We start from the raw sequence: 25,047 nt of genomic DNA, 5'->3' as shown, positions 1-25,047 counted from the left end.
TTCTCGAAATACGGGCTTTTCATAGCATGTAATTTTAAGGTCATTCCAATGTCATTACATTAACCATTCACCGGGAAATTTCGTCACCAGATTCATCATAAAACGCTGGAATTTTGTAGTTTCCGGATCATGTGAATGTTGAATGCTACGGCCATCTTTTTGATGTTCTAGCCAAATCATTTCATTTTTTTCATTCAGCTTAAGCTGATAAGCCACGCGTGGTAAGTACTGATCCATCGCACTGGTAATTTCCTTCTGAAAATCTTCCGACTCAATGACCAGACCGACTTCGGTATTCAGATAGGCTGAACGCGGATCAAAATTAAATGAACCGACAAACACCATGCCATCCAGATCAAAAAACTTGGCATGCAAACTGGAGCTATTTTTGTTTTTAGCCGGGATGATGTCTCCAGTCATAATTTCATACCAGGTCCGTTCCGGACGGACAATGTAGGGTTTAAATTCCCAGAGTTCGATGCCACTTTTCAATAATTGCTGACGATATTGCTGATAATAGGCATGCACCGCAGCCACATCATTGGCCTGAAAAGAGTTGGTCAGGATTCTGATTTTCACACCTTGTTGCGCACGGCGGGTTAAATAGTCGGCCCCTTTTTGCGTGGGAATAAAGTACGAGGACACCAGTTCCAGATGTTTTTTTGGCTCACCCATCAGTTCGAGCATATGGGTATAAATATAATCGCCATTTTTGGCATGGGGGCGTGCTTTTGCGGGACTATCCGCAACAAAATAAGCCGGCGCCCAGTGAATGGGTTGTTTTTTTAAGTGTTGTTCGACTTGTTTCTCGGCAATGCCCACCCGGCGTTTGAGTTCAGTTTCGTCAACATCTTCTCGTTCAAATTCAGTTCTGAGCCTTTTAAGCATTTCAGGATGGCCGGCATCATTCAAGATCTGTCGAACGTCATAACTCAGATCATCATTCCAGAAGTTAATAAAGGTCTGATTGGCATCTGTTACGCTTTGCCCTGCGAAGAATATATCCACATCGGTGAACTGAAAATCTTCACTGGCATCAAAATATTCACTACTGATATTGCGGCCGCCGGTCACGGCTGCAGTGCCATCCGCAATGATCAATTTATTGTGCATGCGATGATTGACCTTTTTCATCCGGAAGCCATAATCCAGCGCACGTAAATGACGAAATTTATAGGGATTAAAAATCCGAACTTCAAAATTTGGATGTTGGCTTAGAGCAAGAAGCTTGTCATCAAGCTGGGTACCATTTTGATCGTCAATCTGAACCCGTACTTTGACACCGCGATCGGCGGCTTTAAGTAATTGGGACAAGATCATATTGCCAATATAATCATCCTTCCAAATGTAATATTGTAGATCCAGATGATATTTAGCTTTGTTAATCAGGTGCAGACGTGCTGCCATACTCATAAAGCCATCATAGAGCGGCAAGAAAGCCGTTTTACCGCTATTAATTTGCTGTTTTGAAAGTTGATTGTCGATCCAGTGCGCAGGTCGAACCGGCGTAATTTTCGCTTCTTCAGCAGTGTTGGGAGCCAGTTCACAGCCAGAAAGCATGATGCTAAAAGTAAAAATGCTCAAACATACAAAGGGCGAAGGTTTAGTCATTGATGTTCCATTAATTATAGGATCTTTTATTCCTTATCTGGTGATGTTAATAGTTGAATCTCCGAATAGAAAGAGGTTACTGTTAGTCATCTGTAAATCAGCAAAAAAAGACAGTTTTACATGAAATCACGTGCAGCAGTTGGGTTTGGTCCAGGCCAGCCATTAGAAATTGTAGAAGTGGATGTTGCTCCACCAAAAGCAGGTGAAGTACTGGTAAAAATTAGCCATACAGGCGTGTGTCATACCGATGCATTTACCTTGTCTAGTGAAGATCCTGAAGGTGTATTTCCTGCAATTTTGGGTCATGAAGGTGCGGGTGTGGTCGTTGAAGTAGGTGAAGGGGTCACCAGCCTGAAACCGGGCGATCACGTGATTCCGCTTTATACTGCTGAGTGTGGCGAATGCTTGTTCTGTAAATCAGGTAAGACCAACCTGTGTGTTGCTGTGCGTGCGACCCAGGGTAAAGGTGTCATGCCAGATGGTACGACCCGTTTCTCTTATAATGGCGAGCCGATCTATCACTATATGGGTTGTTCAACTTTTTCTGAATATACCGTGGTAGCTGAAGTTTCTCTGGCAAAAATTAATCCTGAAGCCAACCATGAGCATGTTTGCCTGCTTGGTTGTGGGGTGACTACCGGTATTGGTGCGGTGCATAACACCGCTAAAGTTCAGGAAGGTGACAGTGTTGCAGTATTTGGTTTAGGTGGTATCGGTCTTGCTGTAGTACAAGGCGCACGTCAGGCCAAAGCCGGCCGTATCATTGTGATTGATACCAATCCGGATAAATTTGAACTGGCGAAACAGTTTGGTGCAACAGATTTCCTGAATCCAAAAGACTATGATCAGCCGATCCAGCAAGTGATCGTCGAAATGACTGGTTGGGGGGTAGACCATTCATTCGAATGTATCGGTAATGTAGATGTAATGCGTTCAGCACTAGAATGTGCGCATCGTGGCTGGGGTCAGTCGGTAATTATTGGTGTAGCCGGAGCAGGTAAAGAAATTTCAACCCGTCTATTCCAGTTAGTCACAGGTCGTAAATGGATGGGTACTGCTTTTGGTGGGGTGAAAGGTCGTTCACAATTACCGGGAATGGTAGAGCAATCCATGAAAGGTGAAATTCAGCTGGAACCTTTTGTGACTCATACCATGCCACTGGATCAGATCAATGAAGCTTTTGACTTGATGCATGAAGGTAAATCAATCCGTACGGTCATTCATTTTGACTAAGCTTTTTCAATTTTAAAAAAGACCGGTATTAAACCGGTCTTTTTTATGCGGCTTTCACTTGATTCAGGATACATTAGTGCATGAAAGCCTCACAGAGAGTCACTGAAACAAAACACGCCTGCTAATGTCATTACATGCCAGATGCTTATATTAAATAGGACGTATGAAGATACGTGCTAAAACCATTTTAAAGAATAAGGATAAGCTCTATGTCGAATGATAATTTTGATCGTGATGTAATTAAGAATGCGCCTAAAGATGTCCGCGATGATTTAAATGCTGATCCAATTACGGGTGAACCTGGCGCACATCCTGTGGGTACAGGTGTAGGTGCTGCAGGTGGTGCAGCTGCAGGTGCAGCTATTGGTGCTGCAGGCGGTCCAGTGGGTGTCGCTGTCGGTGGCGTTGTCGGTGCTGTTGTTGGTGGTCTAGCAGGTAAAGGTGTAGGCGAAGCTATAAATCCAACAGAAGAACAGGCTTACTGGCGTGATAATTCGATCAATACGCCATACTATTCAGATGCCCGTACCACCTATAGCGATTTGGATTATGACCGTGATTATGATACGGCCTATCGAGTCGGTTATGAAAACCGTGGCAGTTATGACGCCCATACTCGTTTTGAAGATGTAGAACCTGATTTGAGACTGAAATGGGAACAAATGAAAGGCGAATCACGTTTAAACTGGGAACAGGCTAAATTTGCAGTACGTGATGCCTGGAATCGTGTTTCACGTTAATTTTTAATCTTTGGATTAAACTGAAGTTTCTTTGGTAAAATCTGCAATAGATTTGTGGGTTTTACCAATTTTAGTGATACATCTCACGGTTTGATGAATTAATAAATAAAAGTAGAAAAGTTAATAAATATTTTTTTATATTTAATGCTTGTCAAATGATCACAGAGCGCGTATTTTAATTTCAGAATCACATTTTATGAAAGACATAACATGTTAAAGCAACCTATCATTTCAAACGCATATTTTTATTTCTGGCAGTTTAGCTAATTGCCTGAATGCGTTTGGGCAATGAAAAGGTTGCCCACCAGTTTATACCTGATCGGCAACCCTGATCAGGTTTTTTTATGCCTTTCATTTTTTACAATATTTTGGAGACAGCCATGACAAACTTTAACTATTCATACTTTAACAACTTTTATTGGTCTTATTTTAGTCAGCTAATGACACTCACAACACCTTCGATTAGACCCATAACGCTCAAATAAAAGTTTGGACTGATTGCCAGTCCCAGGATTAAAGTCATGAATACCCCAAATACATCACAACAACATCATGCTGAAAGCATTTTAATTTTACCTCAGCAGCTTAAGCAGCAATTGCCACTGTCTTCGCAATTAGCCAGCCAAGTCGCTGAACACCGTCAAACTATTCAAAATATATTAGAAGGCAAGGATCATCGTTTAATGGTGGTCACAGGCCCATGTTCCATTCATGATGAAGCTTCCGCGCTAGACTATGCAGAAAAATTAAAACAACTTCAGTCACAGCTATCTGATCAGATTTTCCTGGTGATGCGTACTTATATTGAAAAACCACGGACTACGGTGGGTTGGAAAGGTTTCCTTTACGATCCAAATCTGGATGGTTCATCCAATATGCAATTGGGCTTGGAAAAATCCCGTGACTTATACCTAAAAATTATTGAAATGGGCCTGCCAATCGCTTCGGAAATTCTTAGCCCAATGGCAACTGCTTATTTCGATGATCTATTGGCCTGGGGAGCGATTGGCGCACGTACCAGCGAATCACAAATTCATCGCGAAATTTCCAGCCATATGCCGTACAGCATCGGTTTCAAAAATGGTACTGATGGTTCGATCCAGATTGCACTAGATGCCATCCAGTCTGCCTCTCATCCGCATCAATTCTTGGGGATGAGCCAGTCTGGTTTACCATGTATTTTACACTCGCAAGGTAATCCGAAAGTACATTTGATTTTACGTGGCTCGAATAGCGGACCAAATTACCAATTGTCAGAAATTGAGAAAATCCGGGCCAAACATCAGATCGACTTACCGGCATTGGTAATTGACTGTAGTCATGGCAATAGCTCAAAAAATCCGATGCTACAGCCTAAAGTACTGGAACAGATCGTAGCAGAACGCTTACAGACCAATGTTCGTGGCGTAATGCTAGAAAGTCATTTGGTAGATGGCAACCAGAAAATTTCTGAGCAAATGACTTATGGTCAGTCAGTCACTGATGGATGTCTGGGCTGGAAAAAAACCGAACAACTATTGTTAAATATGACTGACTCACTACGAATTGAAGGTTTGAAGCGTAGTGCTTAAAACTGAATGATGTCTTTCCTCAATTGATTGGGGAAAGACAGAATCGGATGAAGCTGATCAGTGCATCTCCCAGATGCTTAAATCAGCTCATCAGAGCGTTTGAAAATAAAAATAATGATTAGAACGATTTTATAAATTGAATAAAAATAATTAAATTAAAAAATAAACAATAACAATAACAATAATTTATTAGAGATCTTGCTCCAGCTCATTCTATCCGGCTGACCAGTCATGATCTCAGGAATCTCGATATGTATACAACCGAATTGCTCGATGAAGCACGTAAATTTATGCACCATATGCTGACAAAGATGGTTGAATATAATGGTTCAGACCTTTTTATTACTGCAGATTTCCCACCCAGTATTAAACGACAGGGCCTGATGAAGCCCTTTGGTCAGCAGAAACTCACGCCGGATAAGACCCGCTTATTTGCGTATGCCTTAATGAACGAGCGACAAATTCAGGAATTTGAATCGGTCATGGAATGTAATTTTGGCATTAGCGTGCCGGGTGTTTCGCGTTTTCGGGTGAATGTATTCCAGCAACAGCACAATGTCGGTATGGTCATTCGGGCCATTACCACAGACATTCCGAGCTTTCAGCAGTTAGGCTTGCCGAGTTCATTGCAGCAGGTCATTATGGAAAAACGTGGACTGATCTTAGTGGTGGGGGCAACGGGTGTTGGAAAATCTACGACACTGGTTGCCATGATTGATTATCGTAATACCCATACCGAAGGACATATTATTACTATTGAAGATCCGGTGGAATATGTACACAAGCATAAAAAATCCATGATTACCCATCGTGAAGTCGGGGTAGATAGCCATTCTTGGCAAAATGCTTTAAAAAATACCTTACGTCAGGCACCCGATGTGATTTTGATCGGGGAAATCCGCGATACAGAAACTATGGAACATGCGATTGCTTTTGCTGAAACTGGGCATCTTTGTTTAGGTACGTTGCATTCCAATAATGCCAACCAGACTTTAGACCGGATTATTAACTTCTTCCCAGAAGAACGTCGCAATCAGTTGTTGATGGATTTGTCCTCCAATATGAAGGCTATTATTTCACAGCGTTTGGTTCGGACTCAGGATGGCAAGGGACGTCGAGCAGCCATTGAAATCATGTTAAATACACCGCTCATTTCAGACTTGATTTTGAAAGGAGAGTCTCATGAGTTGAAAGCGATTATGGCAAAATCACGGGAATTGGGAATGCAGACCTTTGATCAGGCTTTATTTGAACTCTATAACCAGGGCGAAATTTCTTATGAAGAAGCATTACGTAATGCCGATTCAACCAATGAATTACGTTTACAGATCAAATTAAAAAGTAATCGTCAAGACAATGCTCCGGCTGGGCAAGCCACCCAATTTTCCATGATTACAGAACCGAAAACAACTGATAAAGATGCAGAAGATCATTCGGAAACGGAATAAAAAATTCTAATTTTCTATTAGATAAAACAAAAAAATCAGCCCTCAGGCTGATTTTTTTATCCAAAATCAAAATTAAAGCCCGGCTTCATACTCTGTATTTGAAAGTAGTTTTTCAACATCTGCGATATTATCTGGCTTAATTTTATAGATCCAGCCTTTGCCATATGGATCATCATTAATGAAATCTGGATCATCTTCAAGGTCAGGATTAATTTCTACCACCACACCCGACACAGGCGCATGAATATCTGAAGCGGTTTTCACCGACTCAACCACACCCGCTTGCTCACCTGCAGTGATATGCTGATTCAAGTCAGGCGCTTCTACATAGACTAAATCACCTAACGCATCCTGTGCATGGTCGGAAATACCGGTCACAACAAGATCACCCTCAATGCGCACCCATTCATGTGTACTTGCGTACTTTAATTCTGCAGGATGATTCATTGATAACTCCTTAAAAATCTTAAGATCATTTTTGACATGTTTTATACATTCTTTTTAAGCAAAACAAAAGGCTTATACTTCCTTATAAATAAGGATCTTTGCGCCAGTTGCTCGGGCTGCGACCACTCCAGCGTTTAAATGCCCTGCTAAAATTGGCGACATCACTATAACCCAGTTCATCGGCAATCTGTTCCAGAGTGAAATCTGTCCGGGATAATAACGAGGTGGCATGTCGGTAACGCACTTCATCGACCAGGGTAGAAAAGGAGGTGCCTTCGGCGGCGAGTTGACGTTTTAAGGTGCGGTCAGACATGTGCAAGCGATCCGCCACACTTTCAATACTGAGATAGTGTTGCTCAGCATGGGTCAATATATCCCGGACACGCATGGCAATCCGATGCCGTTCACCCAAGGCAGAAAGTTCCGTTTCACACTGGTTAATCGCAATCTGGCTGGCAATCGGATCGGCATGCACCAGCTTGTTCATCAGGTAGCTTTTATCAAAGCTCAGAATTAAATGCGGTTGTTCAAAACGGAACTGATGGGTGGGGAACTTCGCCATAAAGCGTTCAAAATCTTCCGGCTTCTTAAAATCGAAGTCGATTTCTCCTGTCGCATCAGTAACACCTGTAATGGCCTTGGCCATACTGATCAGTCCAATCATCAAGGCAATGGAAATTTCGGTGCGCAGAGGTTCAAGCTGAATATCGGTTTGCAGCTGTACCGTGGCTTTGGCACCAAAGGTCGAGAAAAATAGTTGCAGGAAGGGTAAGCGAAGTTGAATAAATCGATTCGCCAAGACCAGCGCATCGGTAATATTATTCGCCGTCATAATCGCATAGCCAATAAAGCCATGAATCGAGATCCGCATCTGTGTGCCGAGATGATAGCCCAAGGTCGGTTCGCCGGTCAGTTTCAGGGCATATTTCATCAGTTCGTTGGCGACAGGGGTTGGTATACGAAAATCAGGATCTGCCAACTGTTCACTAGTCAGGCCAAAAGGTTGGAAAAGCGACTCATTATTATAACCCCAGCGGGAAATAACATCGAGAAGCAGGAGACCGTAAACACCTGGAATTCCTTGGTCTTGGCGTGGAGCAATTGTTTTCATGCGCGATCCGTTGCACTCATTCAAATTTTTTTATTTATAAATAGATATTGGCATGAAGCCGCCAAATTTTTCATTAAAATTGTTGGACAAAATTTTGGCGATTGTGACTCTGCCACTGGCAGATTAGCCTGAATTCAGCATTAAAATCAATTTAAACCGCATAATTTTATTGATGAAATTAAAATTATTTTATTGAACAAGTCGCATCCCAGCATCTGTTTGCTCAGGACAGGACGATTGGTCTAGTTTTATTAAGAATTGAACAGGACTTTATCAGAGCGCTTTCAGAACTAGAGAATTATGTCATTTCATTAAAATGCCAGATAGATGGCAACTTAAGATTCATCTGTATAGAAGATTTTAAAAAGAAAGGTCTGGGCAAAGTTTTCCTTTTTCCCAGACCTTTTCAGTATTGAAGATAATCAAATCATCAGAAGTTTTGAAATCTTCTAGAGATCATATTATTCATGATCTTTTGATGCTTTGATTTGTTGCTCGATCAGCATGCCGCCAGTTTGACGCTGCCAAAGCTGGGCATAGATACCATTTAATGCCACCAGTTCATCATGCGTGCCTTGCTCGGCGATTCGACCTTGATCCAGCACAATCAGACGATCCATCTGGGCAATAGTAGACAGGCGATGCGCAATCGCAATCACGGTTTTACCTTGGATCAAGTCGTCTAGACTGTTTTGAATAGCGGCTTCGACTTCAGAATCCAGTGCACTGGTCGCTTCATCCAGAATTAGAATTGGAGCATCTTTCAGGAATACACGTGCAATTGCAATTCGCTGACGCTGTCCGCCGGAAAGTTTCACGCCACGTTCACCGACATAGGCTTCATAGCCTTTTTTGCCACGCAAATCCGTCAGATTAGGAATAAATTCTTCTGCTTTGGCTTTACGCACAGCTTCAAACATTTCTTCATCAGTCGCATCTGGACGACCATATTTAATGTTTTCCGCGACAGTGCGATGTAGCAGTGAAGTATCTTGAGTCACTAATGCAATATTCTTGCGCAAACTGTCCTGAGTCACATCGTCAATATCCTGACCATCAATCAAGATACGACCCTGGTTAATATGATAAAAATGCAGCAACAGTTGAATCAGGGTAGATTTCCCGGCACCTGAACGGCCGACAATACCAATTTTTTCGCCTGGACGAATGGTGAGATTGAACTGATCAATGACATTTTTATCATTATAAGCAAAGCTGACATTTTCAAATTTGATTTCACCATGATTGAGCTGTAGCTCTTTGGCACCCGGTTTATCTTCAATGGCAATTTTGCGGCCTAAAGTTTTCATACCATCCTGAATGGTACCGACATTTTCAAACAGGGCTGAGGTCTGCCACATCATAAATTCGGCAATACTGTTCAGTTTCAGTACCATTGCCGTGGTTGCTGCAATAATGCCTAGCTCGGCCTGACCTTCCATCCACAACCAGATCGCGGTACCCAGTACGCCACCGTACAACACCACACTTAAGAGCAAGATGCTGATTTCGTATTGCGCACCCAGACGCATCTGTTTATATACCGTTACCATAAATTCCTTCATCGAAGTCTTGGCATACTGGCTTTCGCGGCCGGCATGAGCAAACAGCTTCACGGTCTGGATATTGGTATAGGCATCCGTAATACGGCCAGTCATGACCGCACGGGCATCTGCCTGAGCATTGGAAATTTTGCTCAAACGCGGAATGAAGTAACACGCTGCACAAATAAACAGAGCTAGCCAGACCATCAGTGGAATGATCAGCAAGGGTGAAATTGCACCCAAAACAATATTGATGGTGATGAAATAAATCAGCACATACGCCAGCATGTCACCCAGAATGACCCAGAATTCGCGTACTGCCAGAGCGGTTTGCATAACTTTGGCCGATAATCGTCCGGCAAAATCATTGTGGAAAAAATCCAGGCTTTGTTTCATGAGCAGATTATGAAAGCGCCAGCGTAAACGCATCGGGAAATTGCTATACAAAATCTGATGCTTAATTAGGGATTGGGCGCTAGCGAAAAAAATATTGGCCAGAAGAACAATACTCAGTAAGGTTAAATTGCTAGCATGCTGTTCCAGAAAAGTATCGGGCTGGCTTTTACTGAGCCAGTTCACCAGCTCACCAATTTTTGAATACAGAAAAGCTTCGAAGCTGGCAGCACCGGCAGTACACAGTACCAGAATCAGCAAATAACGGCGGACTCCATAGGCTGCCTGCCAGACAAATGGAAAAAACTTGGTCGGTAAAGGTTGGTTCAGATTTTTGGTGGGATAGGGGTCAACCAGTCTTTCAAGCCATCGAAACATTATCGTACTCTTATCATGCATTTTGCTTTTCGGGAATTATAAAGGATTCTGTTTTTTTAAGCCCGTAATTGGGTGAAATTGCCACAAAATGATTCACTCAATTAAAACTTGGATTATAAAAATTAAACTAAAGCCAGATTTATGCCAGTCAGGTTTTAAATAGATGAGGAAATAAAAAAGCCTGAAATGCAGCAGCACCTCAGGCTTGAGATTGGATGACTTATCTTTAAGTAATAATGGAAGACGGTTGAGTAAATGCTTCCTTTAAATCAAGACCTGAAGGCGCTTGATACACCTTTAAACCAAATTCCGGAATAATGGCCAACAGATGATCCATGATATCAGACTGGATATTTTCATACTCCGCCCAGGCGGTGGTATTGGTAAAGGCATAAATCTCTAGCGGTAAACCTTCACTGGTCGGCTGTAGTTGACGAACCATCAGGGAATGATTTTTGCTAATACCGGAATGCTGTTGCAGATAAAACTCTACATAGGCACGAAAGGTTCCTAAATTGGTAAGACGGCGTTGGTTATATTGCGAATGATGGCTCAGTTGCAGGTTAAATTGTTCCAGTTCCTCTGATTTGGTATTCAGGTACTGATCCAGCAAAATAAAATTTTTCAGCTTGTTCTGTTCTTCAGCCGACATAAAATGTACGCTGCTTTGATCAATATGAATCGAGCGCTTGATCCGGCGCGCACCGGCTTCCTGCATGCCACGCCAGTTTTTAAAGGTATCCGTCACCAGTTTATTGGTCGGAATTGTGGTCACCGTTTTATCAAAGTTCTGTACCGTAATGGTATGCAATGACATATCAATGACATCGCCGTCCGCATTCAGCGAGGGCATTTCAATCCAGTCGCCAATACGCACCATGTCATAAGATGAAATCTGAACCGATGCCACCAGCGACAAAATGGTATTTTGAAAGACCAGCATCAACACCGCGGCCATGGCACCGAAGCCAGCTAGCAAGGTAAAGACATCCTTTTTCAGGAAAGTGCCGAGAATCATCAGGCCACAGACAATAAAAATAATCAGCTTGACCAGCTGCAAATAACCTTTAATCGGTTTGTTACGTGACTTGGGATTACGCTGATAGACCAGGTTAAAAATATTCAGTAATTCACCCAGGGCCAGGGCAATCGTCAGGAAGATAAAAGCCTGTGCACCCATTTGCACAAAGGATTCAATCTTGTCAGATAAATGCGGTACTGTGGTAATGCCGTTCATGATCACGACTGCCGGAACAATATTGGCAATCCGGCGAATCACGCTATGCTCAGCAAAAATCTGATTATTGGCAAAAGGCATTCTGGAAATCAGTTGACGTATTCCGCGTACCACAATCTGTTTAGCAAATAGATTGGCAAGAATCGCCAGTAAAATCACAATACTCAGTGAAGATAGCATTTCCAGCCATGGGTACTGATCTGCCCATTCTTGAATATTCCGAATAAAATTAAACTGTTCCAAACGATCTTTCTCTTTAATCAAAAAATTAGGTCAAGTTTATAGTTTTGGATCAGATTTTTTAATATTGGATAACTTTTTAAAACATATCTATTGGTGCAAATCATTCAATAAAAGTCCATACAAATAAAAAAACCGGCGAATTCGCCGGTTTCTGATCTTCGATATTTCAGTAATGATATCGCGATGCTTACCACATCAAATCATCAGGAATGACATAAGCTGCATATGGATCTTCTTCATCGGTGGTTTCTTCATTTTTCTCTGAATTATTCACAATGATAAAGCCCTGCATTTTCGCATTGATACGATCTGCCAGAGCTTTAGGCAAAAACGCATAGCTATCATTTTCACGTGCAATGACCAAACTGCCTGCGACCAGTGCATTATAGATTTGCTGGTTTAAATAGACTTTTTTGACTTTACTGTCATCAATAAACTGATAGACCGCATCGCCATCAGTATCACGGATTTTGTGCTGATTAATCATTTGCATGATTGCGGCTTTGAGTTCTTTTTCCTGCAAAGCTGCTTTTTTCTCTTGCTCAATCACCTGATCTTTAGCCATTTTTTGCTGTTTGTCTTGTTCAATCTTGGCCTTGATTTCAGCCTCGGTACCGTCACCGGTGCGTTTTTCATGCACAGCCTGTTTAGACAGTTTTTTGGCTTTTTTATTATCGACCAATCCTGCCTTTAACAATTGTGCCTGCAATGCGTTTTTAACCATGAGAATGTCCAGATATTAGTCGTGTTGATGTCGATAACGTAAATAAATCACCCAATACGTGAGACTGAGAACCAGACTCAGCACTGCCGGGATCAGGAATGCATTTAATTTTAAATAAGGATATAGCCAGCTGGCAAGAATGCCACCGCTTAAAAAACCGAGCAAAATAAGCAAATGCAGAACCACGCGTCGTGATTCCACCTCTAAACCGCGCAAACGGTAGCCCATCGCCAAGCCGAGGTCGGTCAGTACGCCAGATAAATGCGTGGTGCGAATGATGGCACCTTTATAGTGGCTAACCATGGCATTTTGCACACCCATGGCAACACAGGCCCATAACAAGGCGTAGCGCGGGAAATAGGGCAATAATAACCAGCAGATCAAAATAAAAATAGCCACCAGGCTTAAAGGGTAACCATAAAGCTGCCCCAGGCGAAAGTGACTATTTCCAAGAATCAGCCCGCTATAGGATGAACCAATGACATAGCAGAGTGTGACCAGAAAGAGATAAAATATCTGTTCTGGTTGCCAGTTCAGCAGGGCCATGGCCAGCATGCTGACATTACCGGTCATATGTGAAACAGACTGGTGCAGTACCGTCACCAGACCCAGGACGTTAATCATGCCGGCATTGACCGCAAGAAAAAACGCCCCTAATTGTACCCAGGTAGGTAAACGCTGTAATGGCATAACAACATCATTGGCTAAACATATTGATTAATCAATATAAAATCAATTTGATGCGCGGTCTACTGCTGCAGTAAATAAAACATCAGTTGATGAGTTTAGCGCGGTTTCAGTAGAGTCCTGCAATACGCTGATGACCATACCAATCGCAACGACTTGCATAGCAATATCCGAAGAGATCCCGAACAGGCCACATGCAACTGGAATCAATAACAATGAACCACCGGCAACGCCAGAAGCACCACATGCCGAGACTGTTGCAACCACAGAAAGAATCAGCATGGTAGTGAAATCGACGCTAATTCCCAGCGTATTCACGGTAGCCAGTGACAATACAGTAATGGTGACAGAAGCACCGGCCATATTGATCGCAGCACCTAAAGGAATAGCAATACTTGAAGTCGATTCTTTAACACCCAGACGTTTTGCCAAGTCCAGATTGACTGGAATGTTGGCTGCAGAACTACGGGTAAAGAAGGCGGTAATACCACTTTCACGCAAGCAGGTGAACACCAGTGGATACGGGTTATTACGCGTGATGAAGGCAACCAGAAGCGGATTAATCACCAGTGCAACAAAAGCCATCGTTCCGAGTAACACGGCAAGTAAATGTGCATAACTGGTCAGCGTGTCCAGACCAGATTCAGCAAAAGTCACTGCAACCAAACCAAAAATACCCACAGGCGCAAAGCTGATCACTAAACGAATCACATAATTCACTGCAAAGGCTGCATCATTCAAAAGCGTCTTGGTGCTATCCGATGCATGACGGAAAGCGATGCCTAATGCCACTGACCAAGCCAGAATACCAATAAAGTTTGCTTCAGCAATTGCAACAACTGGGTTGGCGACAAAGCTGAGCAGCAAATTCTTCAGAATTTCCACCAGACTACCCGGTGGCTGCAAGTCAGCTTGTGCAGCAATATCCAGGAACAGCGTACTTGGAAATAAGATGCTCGACACCACAGCGCTCAGCGCAGCAAGGAACATACCGACCGCATACATCAGCATAATCGGCTTGATGGCGGCGTTGGATTGGCCCACTTTAAAATTCGCGATAGAAGCTAACACTAAAATGAAAACCAGAATCGGTGCAACAGACTTCAAGGCTTTAATAAACAGGTCGCCCAATAGGCTTAATGAGGGAGTAGCTTCGGGAAATACCACAGCCACACCCACACCTAAAATAATGGCGATGATGATTCGAGAGACTAAGCTCATGCGCATAAGGGCAGAAAACATAAGGTTGCCTTGTGAAAATTACGAGGGCTAAATTTGGGAAAAAGTTGCGCTATTTTATACTTAATTTAAACAAGGCTTAAAATATATTTTCATATAAAAACCAAGATATTGATATTATTCATTTATTCTAAAATTAATTGCTTTAAAACATTGCTTATATTGAAGAAAAACTTCTTAAAATGATGAATAAATCAGCGCTTTTAAAATTATATTCATGAAATAAATATCAAAGTTAAAGAGATAAATTCAAATTATATTTGAAAATTTAGAAAAGGCTCACTTATGGCCGGTTGGAATCTCCGGCCATAATTTAAGTATCTGCTGTTCTAAATCGTATAATCTTTATACTGCTCAAAGATCTCTGGCGCCAGATCCTGAATTGCCTGAAAATGCGTCAGATAAATACGCCCGCTCAGATGCGTCATCAATTTAGAAGCTTGCAGCTTGTCCATAACCGGACCTTTGACTTCGGCAAAATGCAGGCGAATATCCAGTTTGGCCAGTTCCGCATTTAAATCTTCCAGCATTTCCAAGGCACTCAGATCAATCGCACTGATGCTGGAACAGTTGATAATCACATGTTGTAGCTGGTCATTCAGGCTGATCTCATTGATTAGATAACCTTTAAAGCTATTGGCATTCAGAAACGTCAGATTCTCATCAATCCGCAGTGACAGCACCCGATCGGAGGTACTGACCTGATGCCGCTGAATATTGCGAAAATGCTGGGTGCCTTCCACCAGACCGACAACCGCAATATGCGGCCGGCTGATTCGCCATAGCATCAGCACAAAGGTCGACACGATTCCAATAATCAAACCGGTGGAAATATCAATCAGGACCACGCCGAGAAAGGTAATCCACATGGCAAGGCCATCTGCCTTGGAATAACGCCAGGCATCAAAAAATGGCTGGAAATTAACCAGCTTCCAGATGGAAACAATAATCGTCGCGGCCAGAATGGTCAGCGGCAGATCTTCAAAAAATCCGGTAAAGAACAGGCTCACAAAAATAATCAGAATCGAGGATAAAACACCGGCCATAGGTGATTTGGCACCGGCATCGGCATTCACCACCGTCCGCGACAGGCTGCCCGTTACCGGAAAAGCTGAACTCACGCCTGCACTGATATTGGCCAGACCGAGCGCAATCAGTTCCTGATTACTGTTTAAATGACTGCGTTGCTGTAAGGCCGTGGCTTGAGCAATCGATAGTGACTCCACAAAACTGATCATGGCGATCATGCTGGCACCCGGTAATAAGGTCATGACCAGTTCCCAGTTCCAGTGTGGAAAAGACAAGGGTGGAAAACCGGACGGAATTGCACCGACGGTTTTAATGCCCTGAAGCTTTAAATCCAGAAATACAATTGCTGCAATGCCGAGACATACCAGAATCAGGGGCACTGCACGTACCAGAAAATCTGTAGAGCCGATCCGGCTTTGTACAGCCTGAGATTTTAATAACTTGGGCAGATAGATTAACAAACCTATAGAGAACAGGCCGAAAATCAGGCTCGGCACGTGCAGCAGCGGGAAATATTGCAGCAAACTGCTGACAAACTCCGGAAGGTTATTGGCTTTTAAAGGAAGATCGACCAAAAACTTTAACTGCCCAAACGCAATCAATAAGGCAGAGGCAATAATAAAGCTTTGAATCACGGGATGACTGATCAACTGGATCAGAAAACCAAAACGGAATAATCCCAAAAGCAGGGAAATAATCCCGACCATCAGTGCCAATAAAGTCGCAGCTTCAATATAGACTGGTGAGCCGACTTCAAAAAGTGGATTGAGCGTAGCAAAAGTCATTATGGAAATGATGGCTACCGGGCCAATCGATAAAGTCGAACTCCCACCGAGCAGGGCATAAATGATCATCGGCAGGATGCTCGCATATAAACCCATGATCGGCGGCAATCCTGCCAGCATGGCATAGGCCATCCCTTGAGGCACCAGCATTGCCACCACAATCAGGGCAGCCAGCACATCAGACTTAAATTTGACCGGCGTGTAGTGGCTTAACCATGCCCAGGCAGGCAGTCTATGCAGAAGTTTAGACTTGGAATTTTGCATAAAAAGGTCTAAATCACAAATATAGATATATTATGCACAAATTCTGCTAAGAAGTCTTAGCTGATCTAGATTCTTGATGAATCATGTTTAAAATGAAACATCTGGGTCAGTCGTAGATCATTTAAAAAACTCTATGATCGTGATCTTAGTGGTGTAGAACGACCTCAATAAGAGTTTAAAGAAACTTATCTTGATGACTGAAAAAAGAAAGATTCTTTATTTAGCTGGATTGCCACAATACAATTGATAAAGGGTATTTAAGACCACAATCAAATTTTGATCTTTAATTGAATAATAAATCTGTTTGCCGTCGCGCCGGGTATCTACCACATCGCTTTTGCGCAACATCATGAGCTGCTGGGAAAGTGTCGGCTGTTTAATCTCAGTTATTTCCTCAATTTCTGAAACATTCAGTTCCGCTTGAGACAGATGACATAAAATAAGAAGACGGTCGGTATTGGCCAGAGATTTTAAAATGCCAACGACCTGTTCTGCTGAATCGCGCATAGTCGTGATTTCAAAATCGGTTTTCATTCAATATGTCCATTATAAAGTTACAGCCCGCTAATTATACGGGTCTTAGCCCGTAATACCTTGCTAAAAACAGTTAAGTTTTATGGTTTTTAATGAATTGAATTATCAATTAAAATTATATTTTAAATATTGATAGATAAGATAAATTTATTGCATAGTGCAGAAAGTATTTTAGTTCACATTCGTGCAATGAAGTGCAAGTTTCATCAAACATCTACAAAGCAAAAAAATGCTTGTATGATGTTTAAGCGACTTGAACCAATAACATCAGGGATATCATCATGAGTACAGATTCAGCTTTTCCAACACCGAATAATTTAGGTATAGCGGTTTATAGTAATAATGCAGACGCGATTGGAAATACACCGCTTGTTCGTATTAATCGTGTGATTTCCGCTCCGGCCACGGTACTTGCGAAAATTGAAAGCCGTAATCCGGCATTCTCAGTCAAGTGTCGTATTGGTGCCGCGTTGATTAATGATGCTGAAAAATCTGGCAAGCTCAAATCCGGTATGCATATTGTCGAGCCAACCAGCGGCAATACCGGTATTGCATTGGCTTTTGTTGCGGCAGCCAAAGGTTATGACATTACTTTGACCATGCCTTCAAGCATGAGTATTGAACGCCGTAAGGTGGTGAAAGCATTGGGTGCCAATCTGATATTGACTGATCCGGCCAAAGGCATGAAGGGCGCGATTGAAGAAGCACAACGTCTAGTCAATGAAAATCCTGAACTGTACTACCTGCCACAACAGTTTGAAAATCCGGCCAATCCTAAAATTCATGAAGAAACTACGGGCCCAGAAATCTGGGAAGCGACTGCGGGCAATATCGATATTCTGGTCGCAGGTGTCGGAACGGGTGGAACCATTACTGGTATTTCACGCTACTTTGAAAAGGTAAAAAATAAGCCTTTATATTCAGTGGCGGTGGAACCCGCTGAGTCTGCGATTATTGGTCAGGCCAAACGTGGTGAAGACATTACACCTGGACCACACAAAATTCAGGGGATTGGTGCCAACTTCATTCCAGGCAATCTGGACCTAGAACTCGTTGATGAAGTGATTGCCATTAATAGCGCAGATGCAGTCGAGTGGGCACGTAAAACGGCAGCTCAGGAAGGTATCCTGGTCGGTATTTCAAGTGGCGCGGCTATGGCAGCCGCGGCACAATTGGCGGCTCGCCCTGAAAATGCCGGTAAAAATATTGTGGTGATTTTGCCAGACGGTGGTGAACGTTACCTGTCTTCGATCTTGTTTGAAGATATTTCTGCCGAATAACATTGATGCATTTTATATTTTAAATACTGCCATACAAGCCCGAAGTCATCTTCGGGCTTTTTTATTGGGTAATTTTAAATCGCAGCAGGACGCTGCATTATTTTTAAAATAGTCAGATGAAGGACTTGACCTTACCATGATGGGAATGTTTAAGCTATAAGCTCAACAGTGAGTTGAGGCATGGAGATGGGTATGGCAGAACAAGATAGCAACCGCTTATATGAGCAGCAGGTGCAGATTGGCGGTATGACCTGTGCCTCCTGTGTCGCTCGGGTGGAAAAAGCCTTGAAAAAAATTGAAGGTGTGGTCGAGGCATCTGTCAACCTGTCGACTGAAAAAGCTTTTATTAAAAGCCAGCAGCCGATTGCTGCCGCTGCGCTGGTTCAAGCAATTGAAAAATCCGGTTTCGATGTACCGACGCAACAGTTTGATTTGAACATTGAAGGCATGACCTGTGCATCCTGTGTGGCTCGCGTAGAAAAAGCCCTAAAAAAAGTGGAAGGCGTGTTGGATGCACAAGTGAATCTGGCCACTGAAAAGGCGCATGTGAGTGCGATCAATTCTGTGCCATTGTCCAAGCTGACTCAAGCCGTGCAAAAAGCCGGTTTTGATATTCAGAGCGATCGCATTGAACTGGCTATTGAAGGCATGACTTGCGCTTCATGTGTGGCACGTGTGGAAAAAGCTTTATTAAAAGTAGAAGGTGTCAGCGAAGCACAGGTCAATCTGGCCACCGAAACTGCCTGGGTGAAAGCCTCGCATGCCCAGATTCCTGCCTTGATTGCTGCGGTGGAGAAAGCCGGTTATCAGGCCACCATAAAATCTGGTAGGGATATGTCGACAGATAGCCATGATGCTTTTCAGGAAAAGAAAGCCAATGAAACGGCACAACTGAAACGAGATTTATGGCTTGCAGTCATTCTGACAGCGCCTGTATTTATTCTGGAAATGGGCTCGCACTTGATTCCGGCATTTCATCATTTTATTGCCCATACGCTGGGAACCCAGAACAGCTGGTATCTGCAGTTTGTGCTGACCACTTTGGTGCTGATGATTCCGGGACGGCGTTTTTATCAGCATGGGATTCCGGCATTATTACGTCTGGCACCAGATATGAATTCTCTGGTCGCAGTCGGAACCATTGCAGCTTACGGATTTTCCTGTATTGCGACCTTTTTTCCACAGCTGTTACCGCAGTCCACCGTGCATGTGTACTTTGAAGCGGCCGCCGTTATTGTCGCGCTGATTTTACTGGGGCGTTATCTGGAAGCTAAAGCCAAAGGTAAAACCTCGGAAGCGATTCAGTATCTGGTCGGTTTGCAGCCGAAAACAGCCCGAGTGCAACAAAATAATCACTGGGTTGATCTGGCAATTGCCGATGTACAACAAGGCATGCTGATTGAAATCCGCCCGGGTGAAAAAGTCGCCGTCGATGGTGAAGTGGTTGCCGGGCAAAGTTATATCGATGAAGCGATGATTAGCGGTGAGCCTTTACCTGTGGCCAAACAGGCTGGTGATCAGGTTGTCGGCGGTACGGTAAACCAGAACGGAACACTGCAAATCAAGGCGACTAAGGTCGGCCAGGATTCGGTACTGGCGCAGATTATTCAGATGGTGGAACAGGCACAAGGTTCAAAATTACCGATTCAGGCCGTGGTTGATAAAGTGACTTTATGGTTTGTGCCGGCTGTTATGGCGCTAGCGGCCTTGACCTTTATGGTCTGGTTCCTGTTTGGGCCTGAGCCGAATCTGACCTACGCCTTGGTAAATGCAGTCGCCGTACTGATTATTGCCTGTCCATGTGCGATGGGACTGGCGACTCCTACCTCAATTATGGTCGGAACTGGACGTGCAGCAGAACTGGGCGTGCTATTCCGTAAGGGTGAAGCTTTACAGTTGCTGCAACAAACCAAAGTCGTCGCGCTGGATAAAACCGGAACCTTAACTGAAGGAAAACCATTGCTGACCGACTTTGAAGTCACCGCAGATTTTAATCAGCAGGCTGTATTACAGCTGGTGGCTTCAGTGGAGGCCAAGTCAGAACATCCGATTGCCCACGCCATTGTGCAGGCTGCTCGTGAGCAAGAACTGGAACTGAGTGAAGTGACCGATTTTGATTCGATCACTGGTGCAGGGGTAAAAGCACAGGTTGCTGGTCAGCAACTGCATATTGGTGCAGAACGTCTGATGCAGGACTTGGGCTTAAATGTCGATCTGTTTAGAGCCACTGCACAAAAGCTCGGTGATCAGGGTCGTAGTCCTTTATATGTAGCGATTAATCAGAAACTGGCTGCGATTATTGCAGTAGCCGATCCGATTAAACCAACTACTTATAGCGCGATTCAGGCCTTGCATGACCAAGGTCTTAAAGTGGCGATGATTACTGGTGATCATCAGCATACCGCGCAGGCGATCGCCAAACAGTTGAAAATCGATCAGGTGATTGCGGAAGTTTTGCCGCATGAAAAAGTCGATGCAGTACGACAACTCCAGCAGCAATACGGCGTGCTCACTTTTGTTGGGGATGGAATCAATGATGCACCGGCATTGGCCCAGGCCGATGTCGGTATGGCAATTGGTACCGGCACTGATGTTGCGATTGAAGCGGCCGATGTGGTGTTGATGTCAGGCAATCTACAGCATGTGGCGACAGGCATCGGCTTGAGTCAGGCCACTATGCGCAATATCAAACAGAATCTGTTTTGGGCCTTTGTCTATAATATTGCCTTAATTCCGATTGCCGCAGGTGTACTGTATCCGTTTTGGGGCATTCTGTTATCACCAATGTTTGCCGCAGGCGCGATGGCACTATCCTCCGTGTTCGTCGTCAGCAATGCCTTGAGATTAAAAGCCTATCAACCGGTGCAGTTTAAGGAGTCAGTATGATGAATATTGGTCAGGCCGCAAAACGGTCCGGCATCTCTGCGAAAATGATTCGTTATTATGAAGACATTGGTTTGTTGCCGGCTCCGAAACGTAGTGATACAGGTTATCGGGTTTATAGTGACGCGGACATTAAAACCTTAAGTTTTATCCAGCATGCACGTGAACTGGGATTTTCTTCAGAGCAGATGAAAGAGTTACTCGGCCTGTGGCTGAACAGCTCACGCCAGAGCAGCGAGGTTAAACAGCTGGCACAAAAACATATCCAGTTTTTACAACAGAAAATTGCCGATATGCAGCATATGCTGATGATATTACAGCAATCGGTGGAACAATGTGCCGGCAATGAACAGTCTGACTGCCAGATTTTAAAACAGATTGAACAGGGTGTCGTCCCTGAGCAGCACTGACCTGATCTGCAGTTCAGCTCAGATTAAATATAGTCTGCCGAATCAGATAAACTTTAAACCGATCCTATGGAGCTAAACATGAAATTCCGTATTGAAAACATGACCTGTGGTGGCTGCGCGCGCAGTGTCACGGCTACGATTAAAGATCTGGATGAAAATGCCACTGTGAATATTGATGTGGCCACTAAACTGGTTGAAGTTGAATCGACAGCCAGTGAATCTGAGATTGTTGCAGCTTTAACCGAAGATGGTTTTCCACCTGTGGCTGCCTGATCATTGTTGAGTTAGATCGCGAAAGTGATCTTATGAACTCATACAACCAAATAAAAAAATGCCTGATCGAATCAGGCATTTTTTTATTATAGTGATTATACCGATGAGATTTTATCTGGCGTCATCAGCGCTTGATTAATATACAGTTTAATCAGACGTTCGCGCGAACCAATCGCTTTTTGGTAATTGGTCGAATTTAATAATAGCGAAGCGCCATAGGTGACTGTCCAGATATAAGACAAATAATCGCGAATCGACATGGCACTTTCTAAAGCCACCAGATAATCATGGGTGATGTCTTTAATCCGGATAATCCGTTCTTCACGAATCCGATAAAGCTCCTGAAATAACTCTTTCAGATTTTTTTCGTTATTGGTTAAACGCTCTTCAATGACATGCAACAGGATGGTTCGGTTTGAATTGAGCATGTGATAGAGCATATATTGTGAAACATAACTTTTAATATCGTTATTATGCTTTTTTGATATTTCTAGAATTCTTTTTTCATTCAGAATAATCAGTTCTAAATATAACTGGTTCTTGCTTTTAAAATGTTTGTAGATGGTTCCTTTTGCGATGTCCAGTTCACTGGCCAGCTCACTCAGGGTAATGTCCTGATTATTATCCAGTAGCAGGCTTTCCGCCATGCTGAGGATCTTCTCTTTACGAAGAAGGAAGTTCTGCTGTCTTACAGTCGTCATCTTCTTGGTCCATACTTTTCGAAAAAGAACCTTTCAAGAATATGCAATTTTGCACGCGATGGCTATAAAACTAAGGTCGTGATATTTATCTCATTTTGTATATTTATGCAGCAACTGCTGACAAATAAAAATAGCGATGCTGAGCAGCCAGAAATATTGTCAAGAAAACTGAACCCTAGAGATCAACTTTGCTAAATAAAATTCCATTTTCAGTATAATTATTTTATTGTTTCAGCGCACGAAGCTAAATCCTTTGACTGTTTTAAGCCCATATTCATCAGAGTTTAATACACAAATTAGATCAATATTAAGCTGGCATATTCAGTCACTTATACTGAACATGAAGACGTGATTTTCAAGGCAATTTTATGAATCTAGATATAGATTTAATACTGCAGGAATTGGATATCACGATTTTAAAATGGCCTGTCTGGATTCTAATGAAAATTAGACAATATTTGGCAACAGGATTGAGTATCACCCTTTAAGGAATTTAAAAATGCCGATTTATAATGCGCCGTTAAAAGACATGGAATTTATTTTAAATGATGTATTTCATGCTGAACAATTTTGGCAAGGTAATGAAAATCTTGCACATTTAGATATGGCAACGGCAAATGCAATTCTGGAAGAGATGGCCAAATTTTCCAAGAATGTTATTCTTGACCTGAATCGTCCTGCTGATGAAGAAGGTGGTGCTCAGTTTAAAAACGGTGAGGTGATTACGCCGGCTGGTTTCAAGGAAGCCTTTAAACAGTTTGCCGAAGGTGGCTGGGTAGGCTTGGGTGCTCCTGAAGAATGGGGCGGACAAAATATGCCGAAGATGCTCACGGTTCTGGCGGATGAAATGATCTGGAGCACCAATCCATCTTTTATGCTTTATCCACTACTCACTGTGGGTGCAGGTATGGCGATCAATGACCGCGCCTCACAGGAACAGAAAGAAACTTATTTACCAAAATTCTATACGGGTGAATGGTCAGGCACCATGTGTCTGACTGAACCACATTCCGGCACAGATCTTGGCATTATCAAGACCAAAGCTGAACCAAATGAAGATGGTTCGTACAATATTACCGGCACTAAAATTTTTATTACCAGCGGTGAGCATGATCTGAGTGAAAACATCATTCATCTGGTACTGGCGAAAACACCGTATGCACCAGCAGGTTCACGTGGTATTTCATTATTTATTGTGCCGAAATTCCTGGTCAATGCAGATGGATCACTGGGTGAGCGTAATGCAGTATCTGCCGGTTCAATCGAACATAAAATGGGAATTAAAGGCTCGGCGACCTGCGTCATGAACTTTGACGGCGCCAAGGGCTATATGGTTGGCAATGAAAATGAAGGTCTGGCCGGCATGTTCGTGATGATGAACTACGAACGTTTGTCTATGGGAATTCAGGGCATTGGTGCAGCAGAATTTGCCTACCAGAATGCGGCACAATATGCGACGGACCGTTTACAGGGCCGTGCATCAACTGGTGCAAAATCTCCAGAAAAACCAGCCGATTCAATTCTAGTCCATGGCGATGTACGCCGTATGCTGCTCAATGTACGTGCTAACAATGAAGCTTCACGTGCGTTTGCGGTGTATGTAGGTCAACAACTGGATATTACCAAATACTCAACCGACCCTGAAGCGGTGCGTAAAGCGACTGACCGTGTGGCGCTGTTAACGCCAATCGCCAAAGCTTATTTGACCGACAAGGCACTGGATTCTGCACTGGAAGCGCAAATGTGCTTCGGTGGTCATGGCTATATCCGTGAATGGGGCATGGAACAGTGTATTCGTGACCTGCGTATTTCACAGATTTATGAAGGCACCAATGGCGTGCAGGCGATTGACCTGATTGGGCGTAAAACCACCAAATGTAATGGGACTTATATCGCGGAATATATTGCTGAAATCCGTGAATTTGCCCAAAATTTAGATGATTCATTGACGATTAAAACGGCGACATTAGAAGCCTGCCAACAACTTGAAGATATCACCAAATTCATCGTCGAGCAGTCTAAGCTGGACCCTGATTTTGCCAACGCGATTGCTGTCGATTATTTACATGCGGTTGGGCTACTAAGTTTCGTGTATATGTATGCGCGGATTAGCAAAGCCGCTGCAGCCAAAGACGACAGCTACTTCCAGAACAAACTGGTACTGGCCAACTATTATGTTGTCAAAGTACTTCCGGATTTGAGTGCACGAATCCAGCGTATTCAGGCCGGTGCGGAACTGGTCATGCAATTGCCTGAAGCATATTTTACCGCACAGGCTTAAC

At 43.3% G+C, this 25,047-nt stretch carries 20 protein-coding genes; 9 read left to right on the top strand and 11 right to left on the bottom strand.

Annotation, left to right across the window (positions count from 1 at the left end):
• Positions 1-54: 54 nt before the first annotated feature.
• Positions 55-1,611 (bottom strand): phospholipase D family protein, encoded by a 1,557-nt coding sequence (locus tag FTV42_RS08250; RefSeq protein WP_180038459.1) that lies wholly within the window; start codon positions 1,609-1,611, stop codon positions 55-57.
• Between the two features lie 120 nt (positions 1,612-1,731).
• Here FTV42_RS08250 and FTV42_RS08245 point away from each other — a divergent pair, with 120 nt between their 5' ends.
• The 4 genes from FTV42_RS08245 (at position 1,732) to FTV42_RS08230 (ending at position 6,603) form a co-directional block, all read left to right on the top strand.
• The gene (locus tag FTV42_RS08245) at positions 1,732-2,844 is read left to right on the top strand and encodes an S-(hydroxymethyl)glutathione dehydrogenase/class III alcohol dehydrogenase (RefSeq protein ID WP_180038458.1); all 1,113 of its coding nucleotides are present in this window, start codon (positions 1,732-1,734) and stop codon (positions 2,842-2,844) included.
• Between the two features lie 209 nt (positions 2,845-3,053).
• On the top strand, positions 3,054-3,584 hold the full coding sequence (locus tag FTV42_RS08240; RefSeq protein ID WP_004280428.1) for a hypothetical protein: 531 nt from the start codon (positions 3,054-3,056) through the stop codon (positions 3,582-3,584).
• 521 nt (positions 3,585-4,105) lie between these two features.
• Positions 4,106-5,155, top strand: a complete 1,050-nt coding sequence (locus tag FTV42_RS08235) for a 3-deoxy-7-phosphoheptulonate synthase (protein ID WP_180038457.1) — start codon at positions 4,106-4,108, stop codon at positions 5,153-5,155.
• A gap of 251 nt (positions 5,156-5,406) precedes the next feature.
• Positions 5,407-6,603, top strand: a complete 1,197-nt coding sequence (locus tag FTV42_RS08230) for a PilT/PilU family type 4a pilus ATPase (protein WP_180038456.1) — start codon at positions 5,407-5,409, stop codon at positions 6,601-6,603.
• Positions 6,604-6,675: 72 nt separating this feature from the next.
• Here FTV42_RS08230 and gcvH read toward each other — a convergent pair whose 3' ends face one another.
• The 9 genes from gcvH to FTV42_RS08185 all read right to left on the bottom strand — a co-directional run bounded on the left by gcvH (position 6,676) and on the right by FTV42_RS08185 (position 17,218).
• Positions 6,676-7,050, bottom strand: a complete 375-nt coding sequence (gene gcvH / locus FTV42_RS08225) for a glycine cleavage system protein GcvH (RefSeq protein WP_180038455.1) — start codon at positions 7,048-7,050, stop codon at positions 6,676-6,678.
• Positions 7,051-7,132: 82 nt separating this feature from the next.
• Positions 7,133-8,161, bottom strand: coding sequence for an AraC family transcriptional regulator (locus FTV42_RS08220; RefSeq protein WP_180038454.1), 1,029 nt, complete (start codon positions 8,159-8,161; stop codon positions 7,133-7,135).
• A gap of 461 nt (positions 8,162-8,622) precedes the next feature.
• Positions 8,623-10,476 carry an ABC transporter ATP-binding protein gene (locus FTV42_RS08215; RefSeq protein ID WP_180038453.1) on the bottom strand — a complete coding sequence of 618 codons (1,854 nt, stop codon included), beginning with the start codon at positions 10,474-10,476 and terminating at the stop codon, positions 8,623-8,625.
• Positions 10,477-10,702: 226 nt separating this feature from the next.
• On the bottom strand, positions 10,703-11,956 hold the full coding sequence (locus tag FTV42_RS08210) for a mechanosensitive ion channel family protein (RefSeq protein WP_180038452.1): 1,254 nt from the start codon (positions 11,954-11,956) through the stop codon (positions 10,703-10,705).
• Positions 11,957-12,143: 187 nt separating this feature from the next.
• A complete protein-coding gene (locus FTV42_RS08205; RefSeq protein ID WP_180038451.1) occupies positions 12,144-12,680 on the bottom strand; it encodes a DUF2058 domain-containing protein in 537 nt (178 codons plus the stop codon).
• 15 nt (positions 12,681-12,695) lie between these two features.
• Positions 12,696-13,370, bottom strand: coding sequence for a YoaK family protein (locus FTV42_RS08200; RefSeq protein WP_005106852.1), 675 nt, complete (start codon positions 13,368-13,370; stop codon positions 12,696-12,698).
• A gap of 42 nt (positions 13,371-13,412) precedes the next feature.
• Positions 13,413-14,609: a serine/threonine transporter SstT gene (gene sstT, locus FTV42_RS08195; RefSeq protein WP_180038450.1), complete on the bottom strand. Its 1,197-nt coding sequence runs from the start codon at positions 14,607-14,609 to the stop codon at positions 13,413-13,415.
• A 326-nt stretch (positions 14,610-14,935) separates the two neighbouring features.
• On the bottom strand, positions 14,936-16,684 hold the full coding sequence (locus FTV42_RS08190) for a SulP family inorganic anion transporter (RefSeq protein WP_180038449.1): 1,749 nt from the start codon (positions 16,682-16,684) through the stop codon (positions 14,936-14,938).
• Between the two features lie 216 nt (positions 16,685-16,900).
• Positions 16,901-17,218 (bottom strand): helix-turn-helix transcriptional regulator, encoded by a 318-nt coding sequence (locus tag FTV42_RS08185; RefSeq protein WP_004280410.1) that lies wholly within the window; start codon positions 17,216-17,218, stop codon positions 16,901-16,903.
• 281 nt (positions 17,219-17,499) lie between these two features.
• Here FTV42_RS08185 and cysK point away from each other — a divergent pair, with 281 nt between their 5' ends.
• The 4 genes from cysK to FTV42_RS08165 all read left to right on the top strand — a co-directional run bounded on the left by cysK (position 17,500) and on the right by FTV42_RS08165 (position 22,064).
• A complete protein-coding gene (gene cysK / locus FTV42_RS08180) occupies positions 17,500-18,498 on the top strand; it encodes a cysteine synthase A (RefSeq protein WP_180038448.1) in 999 nt (332 codons plus the stop codon).
• A 186-nt stretch (positions 18,499-18,684) separates the two neighbouring features.
• Positions 18,685-21,384, top strand: a complete 2,700-nt coding sequence (locus FTV42_RS08175; RefSeq protein ID WP_180038447.1) for a heavy metal translocating P-type ATPase — start codon at positions 18,685-18,687, stop codon at positions 21,382-21,384.
• Positions 21,381-21,791, top strand: a complete 411-nt coding sequence (gene cueR, locus FTV42_RS08170; RefSeq protein ID WP_180038446.1) for a Cu(I)-responsive transcriptional regulator — start codon at positions 21,381-21,383, stop codon at positions 21,789-21,791. Before FTV42_RS08175 ends, cueR begins: the two co-directional genes overlap by 4 nt.
• A 78-nt stretch (positions 21,792-21,869) precedes the next feature.
• Positions 21,870-22,064, top strand: a complete 195-nt coding sequence (locus tag FTV42_RS08165; protein ID WP_004731127.1) for a heavy-metal-associated domain-containing protein — start codon at positions 21,870-21,872, stop codon at positions 22,062-22,064.
• Positions 22,065-22,159: 95 nt separating this feature from the next.
• Here FTV42_RS08165 and FTV42_RS08160 read toward each other — a convergent pair whose 3' ends face one another.
• The gene (locus FTV42_RS08160) at positions 22,160-22,765 is read right to left on the bottom strand and encodes a TetR/AcrR family transcriptional regulator (protein WP_004647055.1); all 606 of its coding nucleotides are present in this window, start codon (positions 22,763-22,765) and stop codon (positions 22,160-22,162) included.
• Positions 22,766-23,264: 499 nt separating this feature from the next.
• Here FTV42_RS08160 and FTV42_RS08155 point away from each other — a divergent pair, with 499 nt between their 5' ends.
• Entirely contained in the window at positions 23,265-25,046 is a 1,782-nt protein-coding gene (locus tag FTV42_RS08155; RefSeq protein WP_180038445.1) for an acyl-CoA dehydrogenase C-terminal domain-containing protein, read from the top strand.
• The last annotated feature ends 1 nt before the right edge of the window (position 25,047 follow it).

The sequence above is a fragment of the Acinetobacter sp. YH16052 genome (genome assembly GCF_013417155.1).
GTDB lineage: Bacteria > Pseudomonadota > Gammaproteobacteria > Pseudomonadales > Moraxellaceae > Acinetobacter.
This window is presented reverse-complemented; position numbering and strand designations above follow the sequence as displayed.

Coding starts and splice junctions, on each gene's coding strand:
- FTV42_RS08200 (WP_005106852.1), bottom strand. CDS start 13,370: ATGCCATTACAGCGTTTACCTACCTGGGTACAATTAGGGGCGTTTTTT.
- gcvH (WP_180038455.1), bottom strand. CDS start 7,050: ATGAATCATCCTGCAGAATTAAAGTACGCAAGTACACATGAATGGGTG.
- FTV42_RS08250 (WP_180038459.1), bottom strand. CDS start 1,611: ATGACTAAACCTTCGCCCTTTGTATGTTTGAGCATTTTTACTTTTAGC.
- FTV42_RS08165 (WP_004731127.1), top strand. CDS start 21,870: ATGAAATTCCGTATTGAAAACATGACCTGTGGTGGCTGCGCGCGCAGT.
- FTV42_RS08155 (WP_180038445.1), top strand. CDS start 23,265: ATGCCGATTTATAATGCGCCGTTAAAAGACATGGAATTTATTTTAAAT.
- FTV42_RS08215 (WP_180038453.1), bottom strand. CDS start 10,476: ATGTTTCGATGGCTTGAAAGACTGGTTGACCCCTATCCCACCAAAAAT.
- FTV42_RS08185 (WP_004280410.1), bottom strand. CDS start 17,218: ATGAAAACCGATTTTGAAATCACGACTATGCGCGATTCAGCAGAACAG.
- sstT (WP_180038450.1), bottom strand. CDS start 14,609: ATGTTTTCTGCCCTTATGCGCATGAGCTTAGTCTCTCGAATCATCATC.
- FTV42_RS08220 (WP_180038454.1), bottom strand. CDS start 8,161: ATGAAAACAATTGCTCCACGCCAAGACCAAGGAATTCCAGGTGTTTAC.
- FTV42_RS08245 (WP_180038458.1), top strand. CDS start 1,732: ATGAAATCACGTGCAGCAGTTGGGTTTGGTCCAGGCCAGCCATTAGAA.
- FTV42_RS08240 (WP_004280428.1), top strand. CDS start 3,054: ATGTCGAATGATAATTTTGATCGTGATGTAATTAAGAATGCGCCTAAA.
- cysK (WP_180038448.1), top strand. CDS start 17,500: ATGAGTACAGATTCAGCTTTTCCAACACCGAATAATTTAGGTATAGCG.
- FTV42_RS08160 (WP_004647055.1), bottom strand. CDS start 22,765: ATGACGACTGTAAGACAGCAGAACTTCCTTCTTCGTAAAGAGAAGATC.
- cueR (WP_180038446.1), top strand. CDS start 21,381: ATGATGAATATTGGTCAGGCCGCAAAACGGTCCGGCATCTCTGCGAAA.
- FTV42_RS08175 (WP_180038447.1), top strand. CDS start 18,685: ATGGGTATGGCAGAACAAGATAGCAACCGCTTATATGAGCAGCAGGTG.
- FTV42_RS08190 (WP_180038449.1), bottom strand. CDS start 16,684: ATGCAAAATTCCAAGTCTAAACTTCTGCATAGACTGCCTGCCTGGGCA.
- FTV42_RS08230 (WP_180038456.1), top strand. CDS start 5,407: ATGTATACAACCGAATTGCTCGATGAAGCACGTAAATTTATGCACCAT.
- FTV42_RS08205 (WP_180038451.1), bottom strand. CDS start 12,680: ATGGTTAAAAACGCATTGCAGGCACAATTGTTAAAGGCAGGATTGGTC.
- FTV42_RS08235 (WP_180038457.1), top strand. CDS start 4,106: ATGAATACCCCAAATACATCACAACAACATCATGCTGAAAGCATTTTA.